The sequence below is a fragment of the Mesorhizobium sp. P2_B11 genome (assembly GCF_056404855.1).
This window is the reverse complement of record NZ_JBFUDF010000001.1, coordinates 508872-524668: the sequence shown is the minus strand read 5'-3', so window position 1 is coordinate 524668 and position 15797 is coordinate 508872. Positions and strand designations below refer to the sequence as shown.

The following is a 15797-nucleotide window of genomic DNA, read 5'->3' as shown; positions in this document are numbered from 1 at the left end:
CAGGTGTGCATTCGGCATGGCAGCCCTCAAACTCATTGCGCTCGACGATCAGGATCTGAGCATTGTCTCGGCCCATGTCCAGGACGCCGTGATGAAGGTCTCGGACCTCGAATATTTGCCTTCGGCCAAGCGTTTCGTGCTGACCATGAACCGCTTCGTCTGGGAGGCGAAATCCGGCCTGTTCAACCAGCACAATGAACGGCGCCAGGCGGTGCTGCATTTCGACCGCGTGCTCGGCGCCAAGACCAACGGCATCGCCCGCAACAGGCCGGCCGAGGTGCTGTCGCTCTTGGCAATCAGCTTTGTCGAGATCAGCAAGCCGGCCGGTATCGTCGAGCTGGTCTTCTCCGGCGGCGGCACGATCATGCTCGACGTCGAGTGCATCGAGGCGCGGCTGGCCGATATAGGCGGCGCCTGGGAAGCCACCTCGCGTCCGGTGCACAGGGGCTAAGCATGATCCCAAAAAGTGGATACCGGTTTTTGGAAAAGATCATGCTCCAACAAAGGGTTAGATCATGGTGAGATTTCAACCAAATCTCATCGTGATCTAGACGCAGCCGATGGCCATCACGCTCCGCCAGTCCGATGCCGGTTTCGAGCAGCGTTTCGCCGCCTTCCTGACCACCAAGCGGGAAGTCTCGGAGGACGTCGACACCGCCGTACGCGCCATTATCGCCAGGGTGCGTTCCGAAGGCGACGCGGCGCTGGTCGACTATACGTTGAAGTTCGACAAGGCCGATTTGAGCCAGGTCGGCATCGCCGTCTCCAGGGACGATATTGCTCAGGCCTACAAGCAAGCCGATCCGCAGACGGTCGAGGCGCTGAAGTTTGCCCGTGACCGCATCCGGTCTCATCACGAACGACAAATGCCCAGGGACGATCGCTATACCGATGCCGCCGGCGTCGAATTGGGGTCGCGGTGGACGGCGATCGAGGCGGTCGGGCTCTATGTGCCCGGCGGCACGGCGAGCTATCCGAGCTCGGTGCTGATGAACGCGGTGCCGGCCAAGGTGGCGGGCGTCGAGCGCATCGTCATCGTCGTGCCGGCGCCCGGCGGCATCATCAACCCGCTGGTGTTGGTGGCGGCCGATATGGCAGGCGTTTCAGAGATTTACCGCGTCGGCGGCGCGCAGGCTATCGCAGCGCTTGCCCATGGCACCGAAACGATAAAGCCGGTCGCCAAGATCGTCGGCCCCGGCAATGCCTATGTCGCCGCCGCCAAGCGGCAAGTGTTCGGCACGGTCGGCATCGACATGATCGCCGGCCCGTCGGAAGTGCTGGTGGTGGCCGACGGCAGCAACGATCCCGACTGGATCGCCGCCGACCTTTTGGCCCAGGCCGAGCATGACGTGTCGGCGCAATCGATCCTGATCACCGACGACCCTGCCTTCGGCAAAGCAGTCGAACAGGCGGTCGAGCGGCAGCTGCAGAGCTTGCCGCGTGCTGAAACGGCGGCCGCCAGCTGGCGCGATTTCGGTGCAGTGATCCTTGTGGACACAATCGACGCCTCGCTGCCGCTGGTCGACCGCATCGCCGCCGAGCATGTCGAGTTGGCAATCGACGACGCCGAGGGTTTCCTGGCCCGCATGCGCAATGCAGGCGCGGTATTTCTGGGACGCCATACGCCCGAAGTCATCGGCGACTATGTCGGCGGCTCCAACCACGTGCTGCCGACGGCGCGCTCGGCGCGCTTCTCGTCGGGCCTGTCGGTGCTCGATTTCGTCAAGCGCACCTCGATCCTGAAGCTCGGGCCGGAGCAGCTCAGGGCACTGGCGCCTGCGGCGATCGCGCTGGCCAAGGCGGAAGGGCTCGACGCGCATGGTCGCTCCGTCGCCATCCGGCTGAACATGTAGGCGGCGATGGCGGACGGCGATCCAACCCGCGCAAGACTGATCGACGTCGAACTCGACGAATCGATCGGCCGTTCGACGCCGGACGTCGAACATGAACGCGCGGTGGCGATCTTCGACCTGATCGAGGAAAACAGTTTTCGGCCGATCAATGACGATGGCACTGGGCCCTACCGGCTGAAGCTGTCGCTGGCCGAATCCCGGCTGGTGTTCGCGGTCGCGCGAGAGGATGGTGCTGCCGTCGTCACCCACATCCTTTCGCTGACGCCTCTGCGGCGCATCGTCAAGGACTACTACCTGATTTGCGAAAGCTACTACGACGCCATCCGATCCTCGACGCCGAGCCATATCGAGGCGATCGATATGGGCCGGCGCGGCCTGCACAATGAAGGCTCGCAGACGCTGATGGACCGGCTGGCCGGCAAGATCGACATCGACTTCGACACGGCGCGACGGCTGTTCACGCTGGTCTGCGTGCTGCACTGGCGGGGTTAGGATCGGGATGACGCTTCGTTGAATCGCCATCCTGATCTGACTCTTTGTTGGAGCATGATCTCAGGACAAAACTCTTCCCGTTTTGTCCGAGAAAACCGGTTTCCACTTTTCGGGATCATGCTCTAGTGGCTTCGGCGCCGCATTCGATCCTGTTTTTGTGCGGCATGAACGCCGTGCGCTCGCCGATGGCCGAGCAGCTGGCGCGGCGCATGCTGCCGCCGGCCACTTTCGTCGCCTCGGCTGGCGTGCACAGGGGCGAGCGCGACCCGTTCGTCGATGCGGTTCTGGCCGAAGAAGGCCTGACGCTGGGCGAGCGCCAGCCGCGCGACATGGACGATCTCGAGGACGACTATTTCGACCTGATCGTCACGCTGGCGCCGGAAGCCCACCATGCCGCGCTCGAACTCACCCGCTCGCTTGCCGTCGAGGTCGAATACTGGCCGATGCCCGACCCGACCGATGCCGGCGGCAGGCGCGAGCAGATCATGGCCAGCTATCGCGACGTGCGCGAACGGCTGAAAGCGCGTATTAGCCGCCGTTTTTTGCTTCCAGAGGCAAAAAACGCGGCGGATTAAGCGTGTTCACAAGCGCACGATTATCATATAGGTTCCGCCGAAATTCCGGCCTGGGCGCTCCAGGACGCCGGAACTGCAATCCAAGCAAAGGTATCGAATGCCGAAGGAAGAAGTCCTCGAGTTTCCGGGTATCGTGACGGAATTGTTGCCGAACGCGATGTTCCGGGTGAAGCTCGAAAACGAACACGAGATCATCGCCCATACGGCCGGCCGCATGCGCAAGAACCGCATCCGCGTTTTGACCGGCGACAAGGTCCTGGTCGAGATGACGCCCTATGACCTGACCAAGGGCCGCATCACCTACCGTTTCAAGTAACGGCCTGCCGGAAAGCCCGCGATGAGCAGTTTGCAGAAGCTGGTGCTTGCCTCGGGTTCACCGCGCCGGATCGAATTGCTGCAGCAGGCCGGCATCGAGCCCGATCGCATCTTGCCGGCCGATGTCGACGAGACGCCGCTGCGCGCCGAACATCCGCGCTCGCTGGCCAAGCGGCTGTCGAAGGAAAAGGCCGAGAAAGCGTTCGCCTCGCTGAAGAGCGAGGAAGACTATGCGCCAGGCTTCGTGCTGGCCGCCGATACGGTGGTTGCCGTCGGCCGCCGCATCCTGCCCAAGGCCGAGACGCTGGACGACGCCGCCAATTGCCTTGGGCTCTTGTCCGGCCGTTCGCACCGGGTCTATTCCGGCATCTGCCTGATCACGCCAGGCGGCAAACTGCGCCAAAGGCTGGTTGAATCCAGGGTGCGCTTCAAGCGGCTGCCGCGCGAAGAGATCGACGCCTACGTCGCGTCGGGCGAATGGCGCGGCAAGGCCGGCGGCTACGCCGTGCAGGGCCTGGCCGGTTCTTTCGTCGTCAAGCTGGTCGGATCCTACACCAACATCGTCGGCCTGCCGCTCTACGAGACGGTGGCGCTGCTTTCGGGCGAAGGCTTCAAGATCCACACCAACTGGCACACCGCGCGGCCATGAGCCTGGACGACAAGGTCACGCCGCTGCGCCCGAAGCGCCCCTGCCCCGAATGCGGCAAGCCATCGGCGCGCGACACCTATCCCTTCTGCTCGAAGCGCTGCAAGGACATCGACCTCAACCGCTGGCTGAAGGGCGCCTATGTCATCACCGCAAGGGATGACGAGGAGGAGAGCGACGAGCCGAAGTAGGGTTTGCGCGGCGCCGGCCGCGACAATTCCACTTGGCTGGCCTGCGCAATTGCTGCTTTGCCGACGCCGATCGAACCCCGTCATGTATCCGCGACAATTGCCCCGGAAAATCGGTGCTTAGGCGCTGGACAGGCCGGATTCCCGTGCTATAACCCACCCGCTTTCAAGGGGCGCCCACGGCGCTTTCCTGAAATCCGGTCCGCGATATTTCGTTTGCCGGCGAGGCCCAGATAGCTCAGTTGGTAGAGCAGCGGACTGAAAATCCGCGTGTCGGTGGTTCGAATCCGCCTCTGGGCACCATCTCTTTCCTGAAGAAATCAAGTACCTGACCTCGTAGGGGCGACTGCGCGCGGCTTCTTGAACTCGGGCCGCCGAGTGAGCCGATGTCCCTTCCGCACCCGAATTATGAACTTTCGGCGCGCACGGTCTCCACGCCCAGCGAGCCTGCGGGCAACGGCTGCAACAATTCGGCTTCCGGCTTCGTCAGATTGAGCCATGCGGACCAGTTCTCAGGCTGAAGCACCACGACCTGGCGATTATGATAGGGGGCGATATCGGGTCCAGGCTCGGTCGTCAGCATGGTGAAGGTCGGCGGCTTGTTGCCGACGGCTTCCCGCAGAGTCCTGCGATGGCCATGAACGGTGAGCCGTTCAGCGTGAAGCGATGCTTTGCCTTCGGATACTTCGTGCCTGTAAACTCGAAGAAGGCGGATGCCGGGACGAGGCAGCGTTTGCTGCTTGCGAATTGCCGGCCTTCGGAGCGGAAGTTGAACACTGGTCCGCCTTTTGGTCCGGCCGGTGGAAATCCGAACGTCATCGAAGTGAGTTCAACAACGCCGGTGCCGCCGGCGGCGCGCATGATCGGGGCCGGATCGTTGACGTGGATGTCGTCCGCCTGCGGCAGGTCAAGTTCGGTCTGGTGGGTCGGGATCTCGAGCGCCAGCGACTCCAGCATCCGGCAATATTCAGCCCAGAGAATATGCTGCTCATAGTCGTTGCACATAAAAGGCTCCAGGCCGGGCCACCAGTCTACGGCAAGCGAAGGGGCGATGAAAAGTGGTGGACGCTCATCCCTGACGGTCGCGCTCAACCAGGATATCGGCCTCGATCGCCGCATTGACGAAGGCCGCGCGGGCATAGTGCGCCTCTTTCAGACCTTCGAGAGCGCCAAGGCAGGCTTTGCGGGCGGCAACGTGGTAGCGGCCCGTCTTCACGGGCCAGCGGTTCATAAGGATGTCGGCGGCTTGTGCAACACGCTCCACCTTGTAGATCGTATTCTTGGACCCGCCGAGCGCGACGCGAACCGGCTCATCGAAATGCTGATCTTGCATGCTTTCCCTCCCGAACGCGACCGCAAGTCAATTCGGCAGAGCCAGTTCGGTTCCCACAGAGGCGATTTGCCAACACAAAAAACCCGACTGCCGAAATCACTTTGCGCGCATCGGCCAAATGGCGGATTTGATTTGCTTGGTGATCCCCTCTTCCTAGGGCAAACTGCCTGTCGGGGCTGCAGGAGGAGAAATGAGAGCACGCGCAGCTACGATCGGCGATCTCGAAAGTGTTTTCCGGGATTTGTCCAGGCGGATGTCGGACGAGTATGTGGCGGCCGGCAAGGACAGCAAAGCCGCCTACGACAATCTGATGATGAATTTGAAGGAAGGCCGCGCTCACGCGCTGGTCGAGGGCGACAAGACGGTGGCGATCATCGCCTGGCATGAGAACAGCGACGCCGCCGACACGCTGTTTGCCGCGCAGGAGGGTTTTTTCAGCGCCGCGACGGTCCGCTTCTGCCAGCGCCATATCCGCCATATCCAGGCGCTCGCCGGCAACCTTCCCATCCACTCGCGCAGCTGGCTGCAGCGGGCCGACGTCGCCAAATGGTTCCGCGTCATCGGCTATGTCGAACGCGGCCAGGAGAACGGCGCTACCGTGTTCGAATTGCCGCCGGCCCGGGCAGCGCAATCGGTGCGTGCCGCATAAGGCTGCGCACTGAGGGGTGCAGTCATGGAAAAGCCCACCGCCGAGAAAGCGATGGGCTGATATTAGCCTGCGATAGGCTCAAATATCGGGCTGATCGAGCGCCTCGAAAATCGCCTGTTCCAGCGAACCGAATTCTTCTTCGATCTCGCTGACCTCAAGGCCTAGATGGCGCGCATCCAAGGCAGCGCGGGTGGCCAGGGTTCGAGCCGTTGCCTTGTCGGCAGGCAGCTCGCCCGGCAGGCGCTCGTGTATCCAGCCATGCAGAAAATCAACACCGCGCTCGCTCATCGATTATCTTCCTGCGCTTCGAGGGCTAATTGCCTAAAACGATCCCGGAGGCGACGATCTGGGCCGTCACGCTGGTGAGCCTGCCTCGCTTCACGAGCGTCGGTTTTCCATAGATTTTCTTCATGACGTACCTTTCGCGACAGATCGCTCGTCAGCAACAACGTCTTTCGTGGGGCCGCGTTCCATGGCCGGCCGTTGAGCCGGACGCCCGGACACATCGCTTTCGAGGGCAGCTCTGGACTTTCGCTTCCGCGAACCCTTGGTGTTTGTGCAGCGTGTTGCGCCACCATCGCGCCGCGTGGCATCTGTCGCTGCCGCTCATTGTGATGCAAAACAGGATTATGGCGCAGTCGCCCAACAATGCCCGACAACCGGCCCCGGGAGCAGGCGTCAGCCTGAACCGGGCGCTTTCCAAGCTTGGCCTGTGTTCGCGCAAGCAGGCCGAGCTGTTGATCGCCGAGGGGCGCGTGCGGGTCGGCGGCAAGGTGGCGCGCGATCCGTCGCTGCGCGTCGACCTCAACCGTGATCGCATCAGTGTCGATGGCGAGCATGTCGTTGCCGAGGCCAAGGTCTACCTGATGGTCAACAAGCCGCGCGGGCTCGTCACCACCCGCGACGACCCGCAGCGGCGCGGCACCGTCTATGACTGCCTTGCCGGGCTCGACCTGCCTTTCGTGTCACCGGTCGGGCGCCTCGACAAGGCCAGCGAAGGCCTGCTGCTGATGACCAACGACACGCGCTGGGCCAACGGCCTGCTCGATCCGGCCTCGCATGTCGCCAAGACCTATCACGTGCAGATCGGTGCTGCGCCCGACGCGGCGATGCTGGCGCGGTTTCGCGACGGCGCTGATGTCGATGGCGAGTTGCTGACGGCGCAATCGATCGAGATGCTGCGCAGCGGCGGCCGCACCGCCTGGCTGGAGATCGTGCTCGATGAGGGCCGCAACCGCCAGATCCGCCGCCTGCTCGGCGCCTTCGATATCGAGGTGCTGAGGCTGGTCAGAGTGGCGATCGGCGGTTTGCTGCTGGGCGAGCTCGCCAAGGGCAAGGCACGGCATCTGACGGTAGAGGAATTGGCGCTGCTGGCAGGCTAGTGGCTGCTCTCGAACTTCGTCATTCTAGGGCGGAGCAAGGAGCGAAGCGACGCGGCGCAGACCCTAGAATCCATTCCGTGACGTCCACGCACTGCAACGGTGCAGAGCGACCTCAGTTTTGCAACCGCCTCAGCCTTTCGCGCGAAGTAACGGAATGGATCCTCGGGTCTGCGCGCGTCGCTGCGCTCCTTGCTCCGCCCGTGGATGACGAAGGGGTGGGCGCCTCACCTACTTCTGGTTCCACTTCCGTATCACCGGCTCGCTCAAATCATGCTCGTAGCCGAGGATGCTGATGCTGGCGGTGTCGAGCACGAAATGCGCGCCGCCCTCGGGCGGCAGGCCGAGCCAGCGCGCTGCCAGCACACGCAGGAAATGCGAGCTCGAAAACACCAGTACGTTGCCCTCGATGGCGCGCAGCCCGGCGATGATGGTGTCGGCCCTGGCGCCGACATCGGCGGCAGACTCGCCGCCGGGGCAGCCGTCACGGAACAACTGCCAGCCGGGGCGCTCAGCCAGAATCTCCTTCGTCTTCACGCCCTCATAGGCGCCATAGTCCCATTCCTGCAGATCGTCCTTCTTCACGGCGGCAGCGCCGAAGCCCGCCAGCATGCAGGTGTTGAAGGCGCGCTGCGATGGGCTCGACCACACCGCCTTGACGGACAGGCCCTTGAGCCGGTCGGCCACGCCACGCGCGGCCGCCTCGCCCGCCGCCGTCAGCGGTATGTCGGTGCGGCCGGTGTGTTTGCCCGACGCGCTCCATTCGGTCTCGCCGTGACGGACGAGGTAGATTTCGGGATACGCACTGCTCATTTGGCCGGCCTTTCGATTCTGGGCGTGCGCAACAATCCCGGACCGGCGGCAATCCGTCAAACCTCTTATCGGGCCACTTGTCGGGCCGCTTGTCAGGCCGCGATGTAGGCGGTCTTCTTCCTGAGATAGGCGTCGAAGCCATATTTGCCGTCTTCGCCGCCAAGGCCGGAGTTTTTCCAGCCGGAATGAAAGCCTTGGACCATCTCGCCGCAGGTGCGGTTGATGTAGAGTTCGCCAAAGGCGCTTTCGCGGTTGAAGCGCATGACGCGCTTGAGGTCAGCGGTGAACAGATAGGCGGAGAGGCCCAACGCCGAATCATTGGCGAGCACAAGCGCCTCGTCGAAATCCTTGACCCGCATCACTGGCACGACCGGCCCAAAGATCTCGTTTTGCATGATCGGCGCCTTGTTGGAGGGCGCCAGCATGACCGTCGGCTCGAACCAATGACCCTTGGCAAAGACATTGTCGCTGAGCCGGCGGCCGCCGGTCAGTATTTCGGCGCCGCCGGACACCGCCTCGTCGACCATCGCCGCCACCTTTTCCAGTTCTGGACGGCTGATCTTGGGGCCAAGGTCGACCTCGCGCAGAGGATTGCCGACGGTGAGCGCGGCCGCCCGCGCGACGAAGGCTTCGAGGAAGCGATCGGCGATCTTCGCGTGCAGATACATACGCTCGTTGCAGGTGCAGATCTGGCCGCAATTGGTGAAGCGCGCAATGATTGCGGCATCGACTGCGGCGTCGATATCGGCATCGTCCATGACGATGAACGGCGCCTTGCCGCCGAGCTCGAGGCGGATGACTTTCAGGCTCTCGGCCGCCGCCGCAAATATCTCGCGCCCCGCCCGCACGCTGCCGGTCATGGTCACGACGTCGGAGAGCGGACTGCGCACCAGCGCATCACCGACATCACGGCCGGTGCCGCTGACAATGTTGACGACGCCGGCCGGAATGCCGGCCTCCTCGCAGAGGCGGCCGATCTCGATCAGCGAGAGCGGCGTCAGCTCGTGCGACTTGAGCACGATGGTGTTGCCGGCCGCCAGCGCCGGGCCGAGCTTTCGGCCGGCGAGCGCCACCGGATAGTTCCAGGCGGTCAGCCCCACCACCACGCCGTAAGGCACGCGCCGGATCCAGATCTCCTCGCCGGCATTGTCCGAGGGGATGATATCGCCTTCGATGCGCCGGGCGCTGTCGGCGGCAAACTCTATGAAGCCGATGGCGCCACCGACTTCGCCGCGCGCCTGGGCGATCGGCTTGCCCTGTTCGAGCGTGATGATGCGGGCGATCGTCTCGCGGTCGCGGTCGAGCAGGCAACACAGCCGGCGAAGCATGCGGGCGCGCTCGATCGGCGGCAGCGTCGCCCAGGCCGGCTGCGCGGCACGGGCCGCCGCCAGCGCGTCCTCGGCATCGCCTGATGTGCCCTCGGGCACCGTGCCGACCAGCTCCTCGGTGGCCGGGCTGTGCACGGCGATCGTGCGCGTCGCCTGGCCGAGCGTCCAGCGGCCGCCAATGTACATCTTGCCCTCGACGGGCAAGCCGGTCTGCGCGGTCATTCTTGATTATCTCCGATTCAATGAGACGGCCAGGATGATGACGATGCCCTTGACGATCTCCTGGATGGTCGTGGAGAGGCCGAGCACCACCAGGCCGAAGGCGAGGATGCCGATGAAGATGGCGCCGACGACCGAGCCGATCACCGAGCCGCGGCCGCCGAACAGGCTGGTGCCGCCGATGACGACGGCGGCGATGACATTGAGCTCGAGCCCGACGCCGACGCTGGGATTGCCCGCCGAGGCGCGCGCCGCCAGCATGTAGCCGGCAAAGGCGGCGCAGGCGCCGCAAATAGCGAAGGCCAGCACCTTGGCGCGATCGACATCGATGCCCGAGAAGCGGGCCGCGGCCTCGTTGCCGCCGGTGGCGGCCATGCGGCGGCCGATCACCGACAAATGCAGCACATAGATGCCGGCAAGGGCGAAGACAACGGTCCACCAGACTGCCGCCGGCAGGCCGAGCAAGGTGCCATTGGCCATGATCTTGCCCAGCGTGCGGTCGCCGATCGGCACCGGCAGCGAATCGGTCAGCGTCAGTGCCGTGCCCGACAGGATGCTGAGCATGCCCAGCGTCGCCAGGAAGGAGGGAATGCGCAGCCGGGTGACAATCAGGCCGTTGGCCAGCCCGATCAGCGCGCCGAAGCCGGTCATCACCGGTATCGACAGCCACGGATTGATCCCGGTCTGCATCAGCATGGCGCCGACCATGGCCGACAGGCTGGCGAGCGCGCCCACCGACAGGTCGATCTCGCGGCACATGATCACCATGGTCATGCCGACCGCCATGATCGACACCACGGCGGTGATGCGGCCGATGGCGTTGGCCGTCGCCAGCGAAGCGAAATTGGGCGCATGCAAGATGAAGAACAGCGTGATCAGCCCGAAGACGACGAAGGTGATGTGGTCGCGCGCCAGGCGCTTTGCCTTTTGCCAGCCGGCAGCGCCTTTGGGCGCGGCGGCATCGGCGATGGAGACGGTGTTGGTCATGCGGCCTCCGGGGAATTGGCAAGCTGTTGCAGCACGGTGCGGATTTCTTCCTCGCCACGTGGCGTGGTCTCGCCCGGCACGAGCCGGCCATCGACCATGTAGATCAGCCGGTCGGCGAGACCGGCCAGTTCATCGAGTTCCGAGGTGATCAGCAGCACCGCCATACCCTTTTCGGCGGCACGCAGCACAAGCGCCCGCATCTCCGCCTTGGCGTTGATGTCGACGCCTGCTGTCGGCTCGTCGAGGATCAGCAATTTCGGATCGCTGGCAAACCATTTGGCGAACACCACCTTCTGCTGGTTGCCGCCGGAGAGCTCGGAAACCTCCTGTCCCGGCTCGCGGCAAGCAATGTGCAAGGCATCGCGGAAGCTGAAGAACATTTCGGTCTCGCGCCGTCGCGACAGAACGCCCGGCCAGCGCGACTGCAGGTCGCCAAGGTTGGGCAGCGCCACATTGGCCGCCAGGCTGTGCTGGGCGACCAGGCCCTCGGCGCGGCGGTCCTCCGGCACCAGCGCCATGCCGGCGCCGATCCGTGGCGGCGTCGCCAGCATGCCGATTTCGCGCCCACCAAGCCTGATGCTGCCGCGCGCATCGGGGATCAGCCCGAACAGCGCTTTGGCGAGCGTCGACCGGCCGCTGCCGACCAGGCCGGCGATGCCGACGATCTCACCCGCTTGTATCGAAAGGCCGACGTCGCGCAGCTTTCGCGCGCTGGTCAATCCCTTGACCTCGAGCATGGTCTTGCCGGGCTCGCGCGTCGAGCGGGCCACCGTTGCCGAGGCCGTCGAGCGTGCCATCAGTTTCGACACTTCGGGAATGGTGATCTCGCCGACGGCGAAGGGTCCCTGGATGCGGCCGTCCTTGATGAGGCTCAGCCGGTCCGCCACCCGAAAGATCTCCGACATGCGATGGCTGATGTAGACGATGCCGATTCCGGTGCCGCGCAACTGGGCAATGGTGGCGTGCAGCACGTCTTCCTCGCGCACGGTGAGCGACGATGTCGGCTCGTCCATGACGATCACCGATGCGCCGCGCGACAGCGCCTTGAGTATCTCCACCTGCTGGCGGGCGGCGAAGGGCAGATCCTCGATGCGCGCGTCGGGGTCGAGCGCAAAGCCCTGCCTTTCTATCAGCGCGGTTGCTTCGCGCCGGATGCGGCGGCGGTCGATGCGGCCGCCAAACAGCAGCGGCTCACGGCCGAGAAAGAGATTGTCGGCGACGCTCATCGCCGGCACCAAGCTCAACTCCTGGAAGATCATCGCGACGCCCGCTTCGAGCCGGTCGCGGGTCGAAGTGGCGAGCAGCGGTTCGCCGCGCATCAGGATCGTGCCTTCATCGGCCTTGCGGACGCCAAGGAGCACTTTCATCAGCGTGGATTTGCCGGCGCCATTCTCGCCGAGCAGCGCATGAACCTCGCCAGCGCGAACCTCGAAGTCGACCGTGTCCAGCACGGTGTTGGCGCCGAACCGCTTGACGATGCCGCGCATCGAGACCAGCGCGGCTTGAGGGTTGGCGGCAACGGACATAGCGGTCCTCGAAGCAAGGAGGGCGGCGGCACGATCCGCCGCCCGGATCGCGGGATCAGTAGCAGGCGCCGGCGCAAGCCTTGACGACATCGTCCGGCACGTCCTGCTTGGTCACCTGCTTGAGGGCCGAGAGCAGGTTGGCCTTCTTGACCCGCAACGACGGCAAGGAAATGTAGGGCGGCACTTTCTTGCCGAGCAAGGCGGCCGCACCAGACTGCGCCTCGGCTATGCCGAGATCGTAGGGCAGTTGCGCGCCGATGGCGACGATCTGGTCGCGGGCTATATAGAGCGCACTGTCCGGCCCCAGATCGTTGGTGGTGACGACGAGGTCGTTGCGGCCGAGCGACTCGGCGCCGGCCAGCGTCTGCATTGCAGGGTCGCCCCACACCGCGAAGATGCCCTTGATGTCGGGATGAGCGGTGAGCATGGCGACAGCCTTGTCATAGGCCTCGCGCGGCTGGGTGAATTTTTCGCGCGCCGCCACCGTGACGCCGGGATGGGCAGCCACCGACTTTTCGAAGCCGGCAACGCGGGCCGCGATCGAATAGTAGGATTCCTGGATGTAGGTCATCAGGCCGACTTCACCCTTGCCGCCAATCGCCTTGATCAGCTCGTCGGTGGCGAATACCGCGTTCTGCTCATTGTCGGACGCCACCACGGTGACATAGTCCTTGCCCGGCTCCATGCCGTAGGCAACGTTGTCCATGAAGACGATTTTCACACCGCTCTCGGACACCCGCTTGTAGGTGTCGGCCTGGCCCTTGGGGTCGATCGGCACGGAGAAGATCAGGTTGACCTTCTGGGCGATCATGCCCTCGAGCTGGTCGGCCTGGGCAGTCGGCGCCTGCTTGGCGTCGGTGACCGCCACGACCTTGATGCCATACTCCTCGAGCGTCTTCTTCAGCGCCTCGACCTGCAATGTGTTCCAGGGCGAGTCCATGGCCTGCATGGCAATGCCGGCGGTGAAATTGCCGGCCTTCAGCGTTGCCAGTTCTTCCGCGGTGAAGGTCAAGGACGCAGCCGGGCTCGCCGGTGCGCCATCGGGATAACCGACCACCGGCTGGCCCGTCGGCGAGAGCGGCAGAGGCACCATGAGTTCAGCGGCCTCGGGCGGCAGGTCGCCAGCAAAGGCCGGGGCGGCGATGGGCGAAGCCGAAAGCAATAGAGCAAGCGCGAGTGGACGAAGGCGAGACGGTCTGGTCACGAGTGTTCTCCGTATTGTTCCCCTGAACGGTTGATTCCGCTGCAGTTTTTCAAAGAAAATATTGCGGTAGATCCTTCTGAAGGCGGCGCAGCTCGCCTTCGTTGTAGCGAATGTGATGGGCGATGGTGTTGGCCGCCTTGCGCGGCCGCCCCGCTTCGATTTCGTCGACAACCATCGAGTGCTCGGCATAGGAAATCGCCAGGCGGCCGGGACGCGGCAGGCCGAGCCGGCGCACCCGCACGAGATGGAGCCGCGCCGCCGCGATCTGATCCCACAGCCCTGGCAATCCGGCGAGTTCGGCCAGCATGCGGTGAAACGCATCGTCGGCTTCATGGAAGCCGTCGACATCGCCGGCGGCGACGAGTTGCACCTGCTCGGCGAGCTGGTTGCGCAGCGCCGTCACCATTGCAATCTTCGGATGGGAGGCGAGCTCATGCACGACCTGCGCCTCGACAGCGCTGCGCAGGAACGAGCTCTCGATCACGTCGGCCGGCGAGATGCGCGAGACGTAGGAATTGACCTGCGGGATGACGGTGACCAGCCCGAGCCCAGCCAGACGGTTGATCGCATCGGTCACCGGCTGGCGCGATACGCCGAGCTCCCTGGCGATGTCGTCCTTGAGCAGCAGATCGCCCGGCCGGCGATCGACGCGGACGATGGTCTTCAGCAGTGCTTCGAACACGAACTCGGCGCGGCTGCGGCGCGCCGAAGCATCGATCGCGACGTCATCGTCATCTTCGTTTGCAGCCATTTCAGTGCCCTTTGCCTGGGGGTCGATGGCCACAGGCTAAGCACCAATATCGGTACAATCAAGCTGATTTTTGCCTATTTATTCAAATCAGCGGATACGCAATTCGTTATCATATTGTTTTTATTATATATTATTTTTTGATTGAGCTGTACTAAAATTTCAGTTTGCGACCTGTTCGGTTTCCACATATGGATACGAGGCGGCGTTCGGCGCGAGAAACCCCACTATTTCGGGATTCTCGTCAGCCGACCGCTGTCATGAGGGCGAAAGCAAAAATTTTAGTACGAGGCGTCGATGCTGTTGCGGAATGATCCTGTCGGGGCCTTTGTGGACTATCCGCCAATCCCGGTGGCGTACGCCAAGGCAGGACCGCTGGCCGGCCTGACGCTGGCGGTGAAGGATCTTTACGACGTCAGCGGCTATCCCACCGGCGGTGGCCATCCATTGCGGCGCGACTGGAGCGGTGGCAAGCCCGATACGGCGTCGGCGGTCCAGGCATTGCTGAACGCTGGAGCCCGGTTTATCGGCAAGACCCACACCGATGAGTTCGCCTATTCGATGAATGGCGAAAATCCGCACTACGGCACGCCGGTCAACCCGCGCGCGCCTGGCCGCATCCCCGGCGGGTCGTCGTCAGGCTCGGCAGCGGCGGTGGCGGCCGGCCTTGCCGATATCGCACTCGGCACCGATACTGGCGGCTCGATCCGGCTGCCCGCTTCCTATTGCGGGCTGATCGGGCTGCGACCGACGCATGACCGCATCGACACCCATGGCCTGCAACCGCTGGCGCGCAGCTTTGACACGGTCGGCTGGTTCGCGCGCGACATCGACGTCTATCAGACCGTGGCGCAGCTGCTGCTGCCGACAGCAGATCGACCGCCGATCACCCGCCTCTTCGTCGCCACGGATATTGCCGGTTATGTGCTGGACGAAGCCGGGCGCCACGCCTTCGAGGCAGCGCTCGACCGCCTCGCGGAAATCATTGAGGTCGCGGATGGCGTGACCGTTGCGCCGGATGGTTTCGATGCCTGGCGACCCATCTTTCGCACCATCCAGGCCTATGAGGCCTGGATGGACCATGGCGCCTGGATCAGCGAATACCGCCCGGATCTCGGCGACGGGGTGAGGGAACGCTTTGCCTGGGCTGCCAACGTTTCCAGGACAGACTACGCGATGGCTGTCGCTGCCAAGGCGACAGTCGGGCGACGCCTCGCCTCTCTCGTGCCTCCAGGCAGCGCCCTGGTCTTTCCGACGGCACCTTCGGTGGCCTTGCCGCTCGGCATGGCCGGAAGCGATCTTGAAGCCTATCGCGCGCGGTCGATCTCGATGCTCTGCTCGGCGGGACTGAGCGGATTGCCGCAGGTCTCGATGCCGGTCGCCGAGATAGAGGGCCTGCCCTTCGGAATTTCCCTGCTCGGCGCACCAGATTCCGAATTGTCATTGCTGGCTCTGTGCCGGCGGATGATGGAACTGGACGAGACTGACCGTCTCGGAAGAAAAAAGCCGCAACCGGCGAACCGGCTGCGGCCTTGAGGTCGA

18 protein-coding genes, 1 tRNA gene and 1 pseudogene are annotated in these 15797 nt (G+C 64.0%); 11 read left to right on the top strand and 9 right to left on the bottom strand.

The annotated features are described in order from the left end of the window. Positions 1-16 precede the first annotated feature (16 nt). The 8 genes from AC1DYJ_RS02395 to AC1DYJ_RS02360 all read left to right on the top strand — a co-directional run bounded on the left by AC1DYJ_RS02395 (position 17) and on the right by AC1DYJ_RS02360 (position 4372). Positions 17-451: a DUF2948 family protein gene (locus tag AC1DYJ_RS02395; RefSeq protein ID WP_477279642.1), complete on the top strand. Its 435-nt coding sequence runs from the start codon at positions 17-19 to the stop codon at positions 449-451. A gap of 109 nt (positions 452-560) precedes the next feature. Further along, on the top strand, positions 561-1853 hold the full coding sequence (hisD, locus tag AC1DYJ_RS02390) for a histidinol dehydrogenase (protein ID WP_477279640.1): 1293 nt from the start codon (positions 561-563) through the stop codon (positions 1851-1853). A gap of 6 nt (positions 1854-1859) precedes the next feature. Further along, complete coding sequence (locus AC1DYJ_RS02385) at positions 1860-2345, top strand: UPF0262 family protein (RefSeq protein ID WP_477279638.1); 486 nt, start codon at positions 1860-1862, stop codon at positions 2343-2345. Positions 2346-2470: 125 nt separating this feature from the next. Beyond that, a complete protein-coding gene (locus tag AC1DYJ_RS02380; RefSeq protein ID WP_477279636.1) occupies positions 2471-2920 on the top strand; it encodes an arsenate-mycothiol transferase ArsC in 450 nt (149 codons plus the stop codon). A 97-nt stretch (positions 2921-3017) separates the two neighbouring features. Beyond that, on the top strand, positions 3018-3236 hold the full coding sequence (gene infA / locus AC1DYJ_RS02375; protein WP_006329283.1) for a translation initiation factor IF-1: 219 nt from the start codon (positions 3018-3020) through the stop codon (positions 3234-3236). Positions 3237-3257: 21 nt separating this feature from the next. Continuing rightward, positions 3258-3884, top strand: coding sequence for a Maf-like protein (locus AC1DYJ_RS02370; protein ID WP_477279633.1), 627 nt, complete (start codon positions 3258-3260; stop codon positions 3882-3884). Then, complete coding sequence (gene yacG, locus AC1DYJ_RS02365; RefSeq protein WP_477279631.1) at positions 3881-4072, top strand: DNA gyrase inhibitor YacG; 192 nt, start codon at positions 3881-3883, stop codon at positions 4070-4072. The genes AC1DYJ_RS02370 and yacG overlap by 4 nt, the downstream gene beginning before the upstream one ends. Positions 4073-4296: 224 nt before the next feature. Beyond that, positions 4297-4372: transfer RNA gene (locus AC1DYJ_RS02360), tRNA-Phe, on the top strand. 103 nt (positions 4373-4475) lie between these two features. Here the strand turns inward: AC1DYJ_RS02360 and AC1DYJ_RS02355 are convergent. After that, a pseudogene (locus AC1DYJ_RS02355) lies at positions 4476-5074 on the bottom strand (SOS response-associated peptidase). 64 nt (positions 5075-5138) lie between these two features. Then, entirely contained in the window at positions 5139-5402 is a 264-nt protein-coding gene (locus tag AC1DYJ_RS02350) for a DUF982 domain-containing protein (RefSeq protein WP_477279629.1), read from the bottom strand. A gap of 190 nt (positions 5403-5592) precedes the next feature. On the opposite strand from AC1DYJ_RS02350, the gene AC1DYJ_RS02345 reads away from it, so the two are divergent. Beyond that, entirely contained in the window at positions 5593-6051 is a 459-nt protein-coding gene (locus AC1DYJ_RS02345; RefSeq protein ID WP_477279627.1) for a hypothetical protein, read from the top strand. Positions 6052-6129: 78 nt separating this feature from the next. On the opposite strand, the gene AC1DYJ_RS02340 is transcribed toward AC1DYJ_RS02345, so the two are convergent. After that, positions 6130-6339, bottom strand: a complete 210-nt coding sequence (locus AC1DYJ_RS02340) for a DUF768 domain-containing protein (RefSeq protein ID WP_477279625.1) — start codon at positions 6337-6339, stop codon at positions 6130-6132. Between the two features lie 326 nt (positions 6340-6665). On the opposite strand from AC1DYJ_RS02340, the gene AC1DYJ_RS02335 reads away from it, so the two are divergent. Then, positions 6666-7433, top strand: coding sequence for a pseudouridine synthase (locus tag AC1DYJ_RS02335; protein ID WP_477279623.1), 768 nt, complete (start codon positions 6666-6668; stop codon positions 7431-7433). Positions 7434-7661: 228 nt separating this feature from the next. Here AC1DYJ_RS02335 and AC1DYJ_RS02330 read toward each other — a convergent pair whose 3' ends face one another. The 6 genes from AC1DYJ_RS02330 to AC1DYJ_RS02305 form a co-directional block, all read right to left on the bottom strand. Beyond that, on the bottom strand, positions 7662-8243 hold the full coding sequence (locus tag AC1DYJ_RS02330; RefSeq protein WP_477279621.1) for a histidine phosphatase family protein: 582 nt from the start codon (positions 8241-8243) through the stop codon (positions 7662-7664). A 92-nt stretch (positions 8244-8335) separates the two neighbouring features. Next, on the bottom strand, positions 8336-9793 hold the full coding sequence (locus AC1DYJ_RS02325; RefSeq protein WP_477279619.1) for an aldehyde dehydrogenase family protein: 1458 nt from the start codon (positions 9791-9793) through the stop codon (positions 8336-8338). Positions 9794-9799: 6 nt separating this feature from the next. Beyond that, positions 9800-10777, bottom strand: a complete 978-nt coding sequence (locus AC1DYJ_RS02320; RefSeq protein ID WP_477279617.1) for an ABC transporter permease — start codon at positions 10775-10777, stop codon at positions 9800-9802. Continuing rightward, positions 10774-12303: a sugar ABC transporter ATP-binding protein gene (locus AC1DYJ_RS02315; RefSeq protein WP_477279615.1), complete on the bottom strand. Its 1530-nt coding sequence runs from the start codon at positions 12301-12303 to the stop codon at positions 10774-10776. Before AC1DYJ_RS02315 ends, AC1DYJ_RS02320 begins: the two co-directional genes overlap by 4 nt. Positions 12304-12358: 55 nt before the next feature. Continuing rightward, complete coding sequence (locus tag AC1DYJ_RS02310; RefSeq protein ID WP_477279613.1) at positions 12359-13507, bottom strand: substrate-binding domain-containing protein; 1149 nt, start codon at positions 13505-13507, stop codon at positions 12359-12361. 49 nt (positions 13508-13556) lie between these two features. After that, positions 13557-14258, bottom strand: a complete 702-nt coding sequence (locus AC1DYJ_RS02305; protein WP_477279611.1) for a GntR family transcriptional regulator — start codon at positions 14256-14258, stop codon at positions 13557-13559. 294 nt (positions 14259-14552) lie between these two features. On the opposite strand from AC1DYJ_RS02305, the gene AC1DYJ_RS02300 reads away from it, so the two are divergent. After that, entirely contained in the window at positions 14553-15791 is a 1239-nt protein-coding gene (locus AC1DYJ_RS02300; protein WP_477279609.1) for an amidase, read from the top strand. The last annotated feature ends 6 nt before the right edge of the window (positions 15792-15797 follow it).

Coding starts and splice junctions, on each gene's coding strand:
- AC1DYJ_RS02395 (WP_477279642.1), top strand. CDS start 17: ATGGCAGCCCTCAAACTCATTGCGCTCGACGATCAGGATCTGAGCATT.
- hisD (WP_477279640.1), top strand. CDS start 561: ATGGCCATCACGCTCCGCCAGTCCGATGCCGGTTTCGAGCAGCGTTTC.
- AC1DYJ_RS02385 (WP_477279638.1), top strand. CDS start 1,860: ATGGCGGACGGCGATCCAACCCGCGCAAGACTGATCGACGTCGAACTC.
- infA (WP_006329283.1), top strand. CDS start 3,018: ATGCCGAAGGAAGAAGTCCTCGAGTTTCCGGGTATCGTGACGGAATTG.
- AC1DYJ_RS02370 (WP_477279633.1), top strand. CDS start 3,258: ATGAGCAGTTTGCAGAAGCTGGTGCTTGCCTCGGGTTCACCGCGCCGG.
- yacG (WP_477279631.1), top strand. CDS start 3,881: ATGAGCCTGGACGACAAGGTCACGCCGCTGCGCCCGAAGCGCCCCTGC.
- AC1DYJ_RS02350 (WP_477279629.1), bottom strand. CDS start 5,402: ATGCAAGATCAGCATTTCGATGAGCCGGTTCGCGTCGCGCTCGGCGGG.
- AC1DYJ_RS02345 (WP_477279627.1), top strand. CDS start 5,593: ATGAGAGCACGCGCAGCTACGATCGGCGATCTCGAAAGTGTTTTCCGG.
- AC1DYJ_RS02340 (WP_477279625.1), bottom strand. CDS start 6,339: ATGAGCGAGCGCGGTGTTGATTTTCTGCATGGCTGGATACACGAGCGC.
- AC1DYJ_RS02335 (WP_477279623.1), top strand. CDS start 6,666: ATGCAAAACAGGATTATGGCGCAGTCGCCCAACAATGCCCGACAACCG.
- AC1DYJ_RS02330 (WP_477279621.1), bottom strand. CDS start 8,243: ATGAGCAGTGCGTATCCCGAAATCTACCTCGTCCGTCACGGCGAGACC.
- AC1DYJ_RS02325 (WP_477279619.1), bottom strand. CDS start 9,793: ATGACCGCGCAGACCGGCTTGCCCGTCGAGGGCAAGATGTACATTGGC.
- AC1DYJ_RS02320 (WP_477279617.1), bottom strand. CDS start 10,777: ATGACCAACACCGTCTCCATCGCCGATGCCGCCGCGCCCAAAGGCGCT.
- AC1DYJ_RS02315 (WP_477279615.1), bottom strand. CDS start 12,303: ATGTCCGTTGCCGCCAACCCTCAAGCCGCGCTGGTCTCGATGCGCGGC.
- AC1DYJ_RS02305 (WP_477279611.1), bottom strand. CDS start 14,258: ATGGCTGCAAACGAAGATGACGATGACGTCGCGATCGATGCTTCGGCG.
- AC1DYJ_RS02300 (WP_477279609.1), top strand. CDS start 14,553: ATGCTGTTGCGGAATGATCCTGTCGGGGCCTTTGTGGACTATCCGCCA.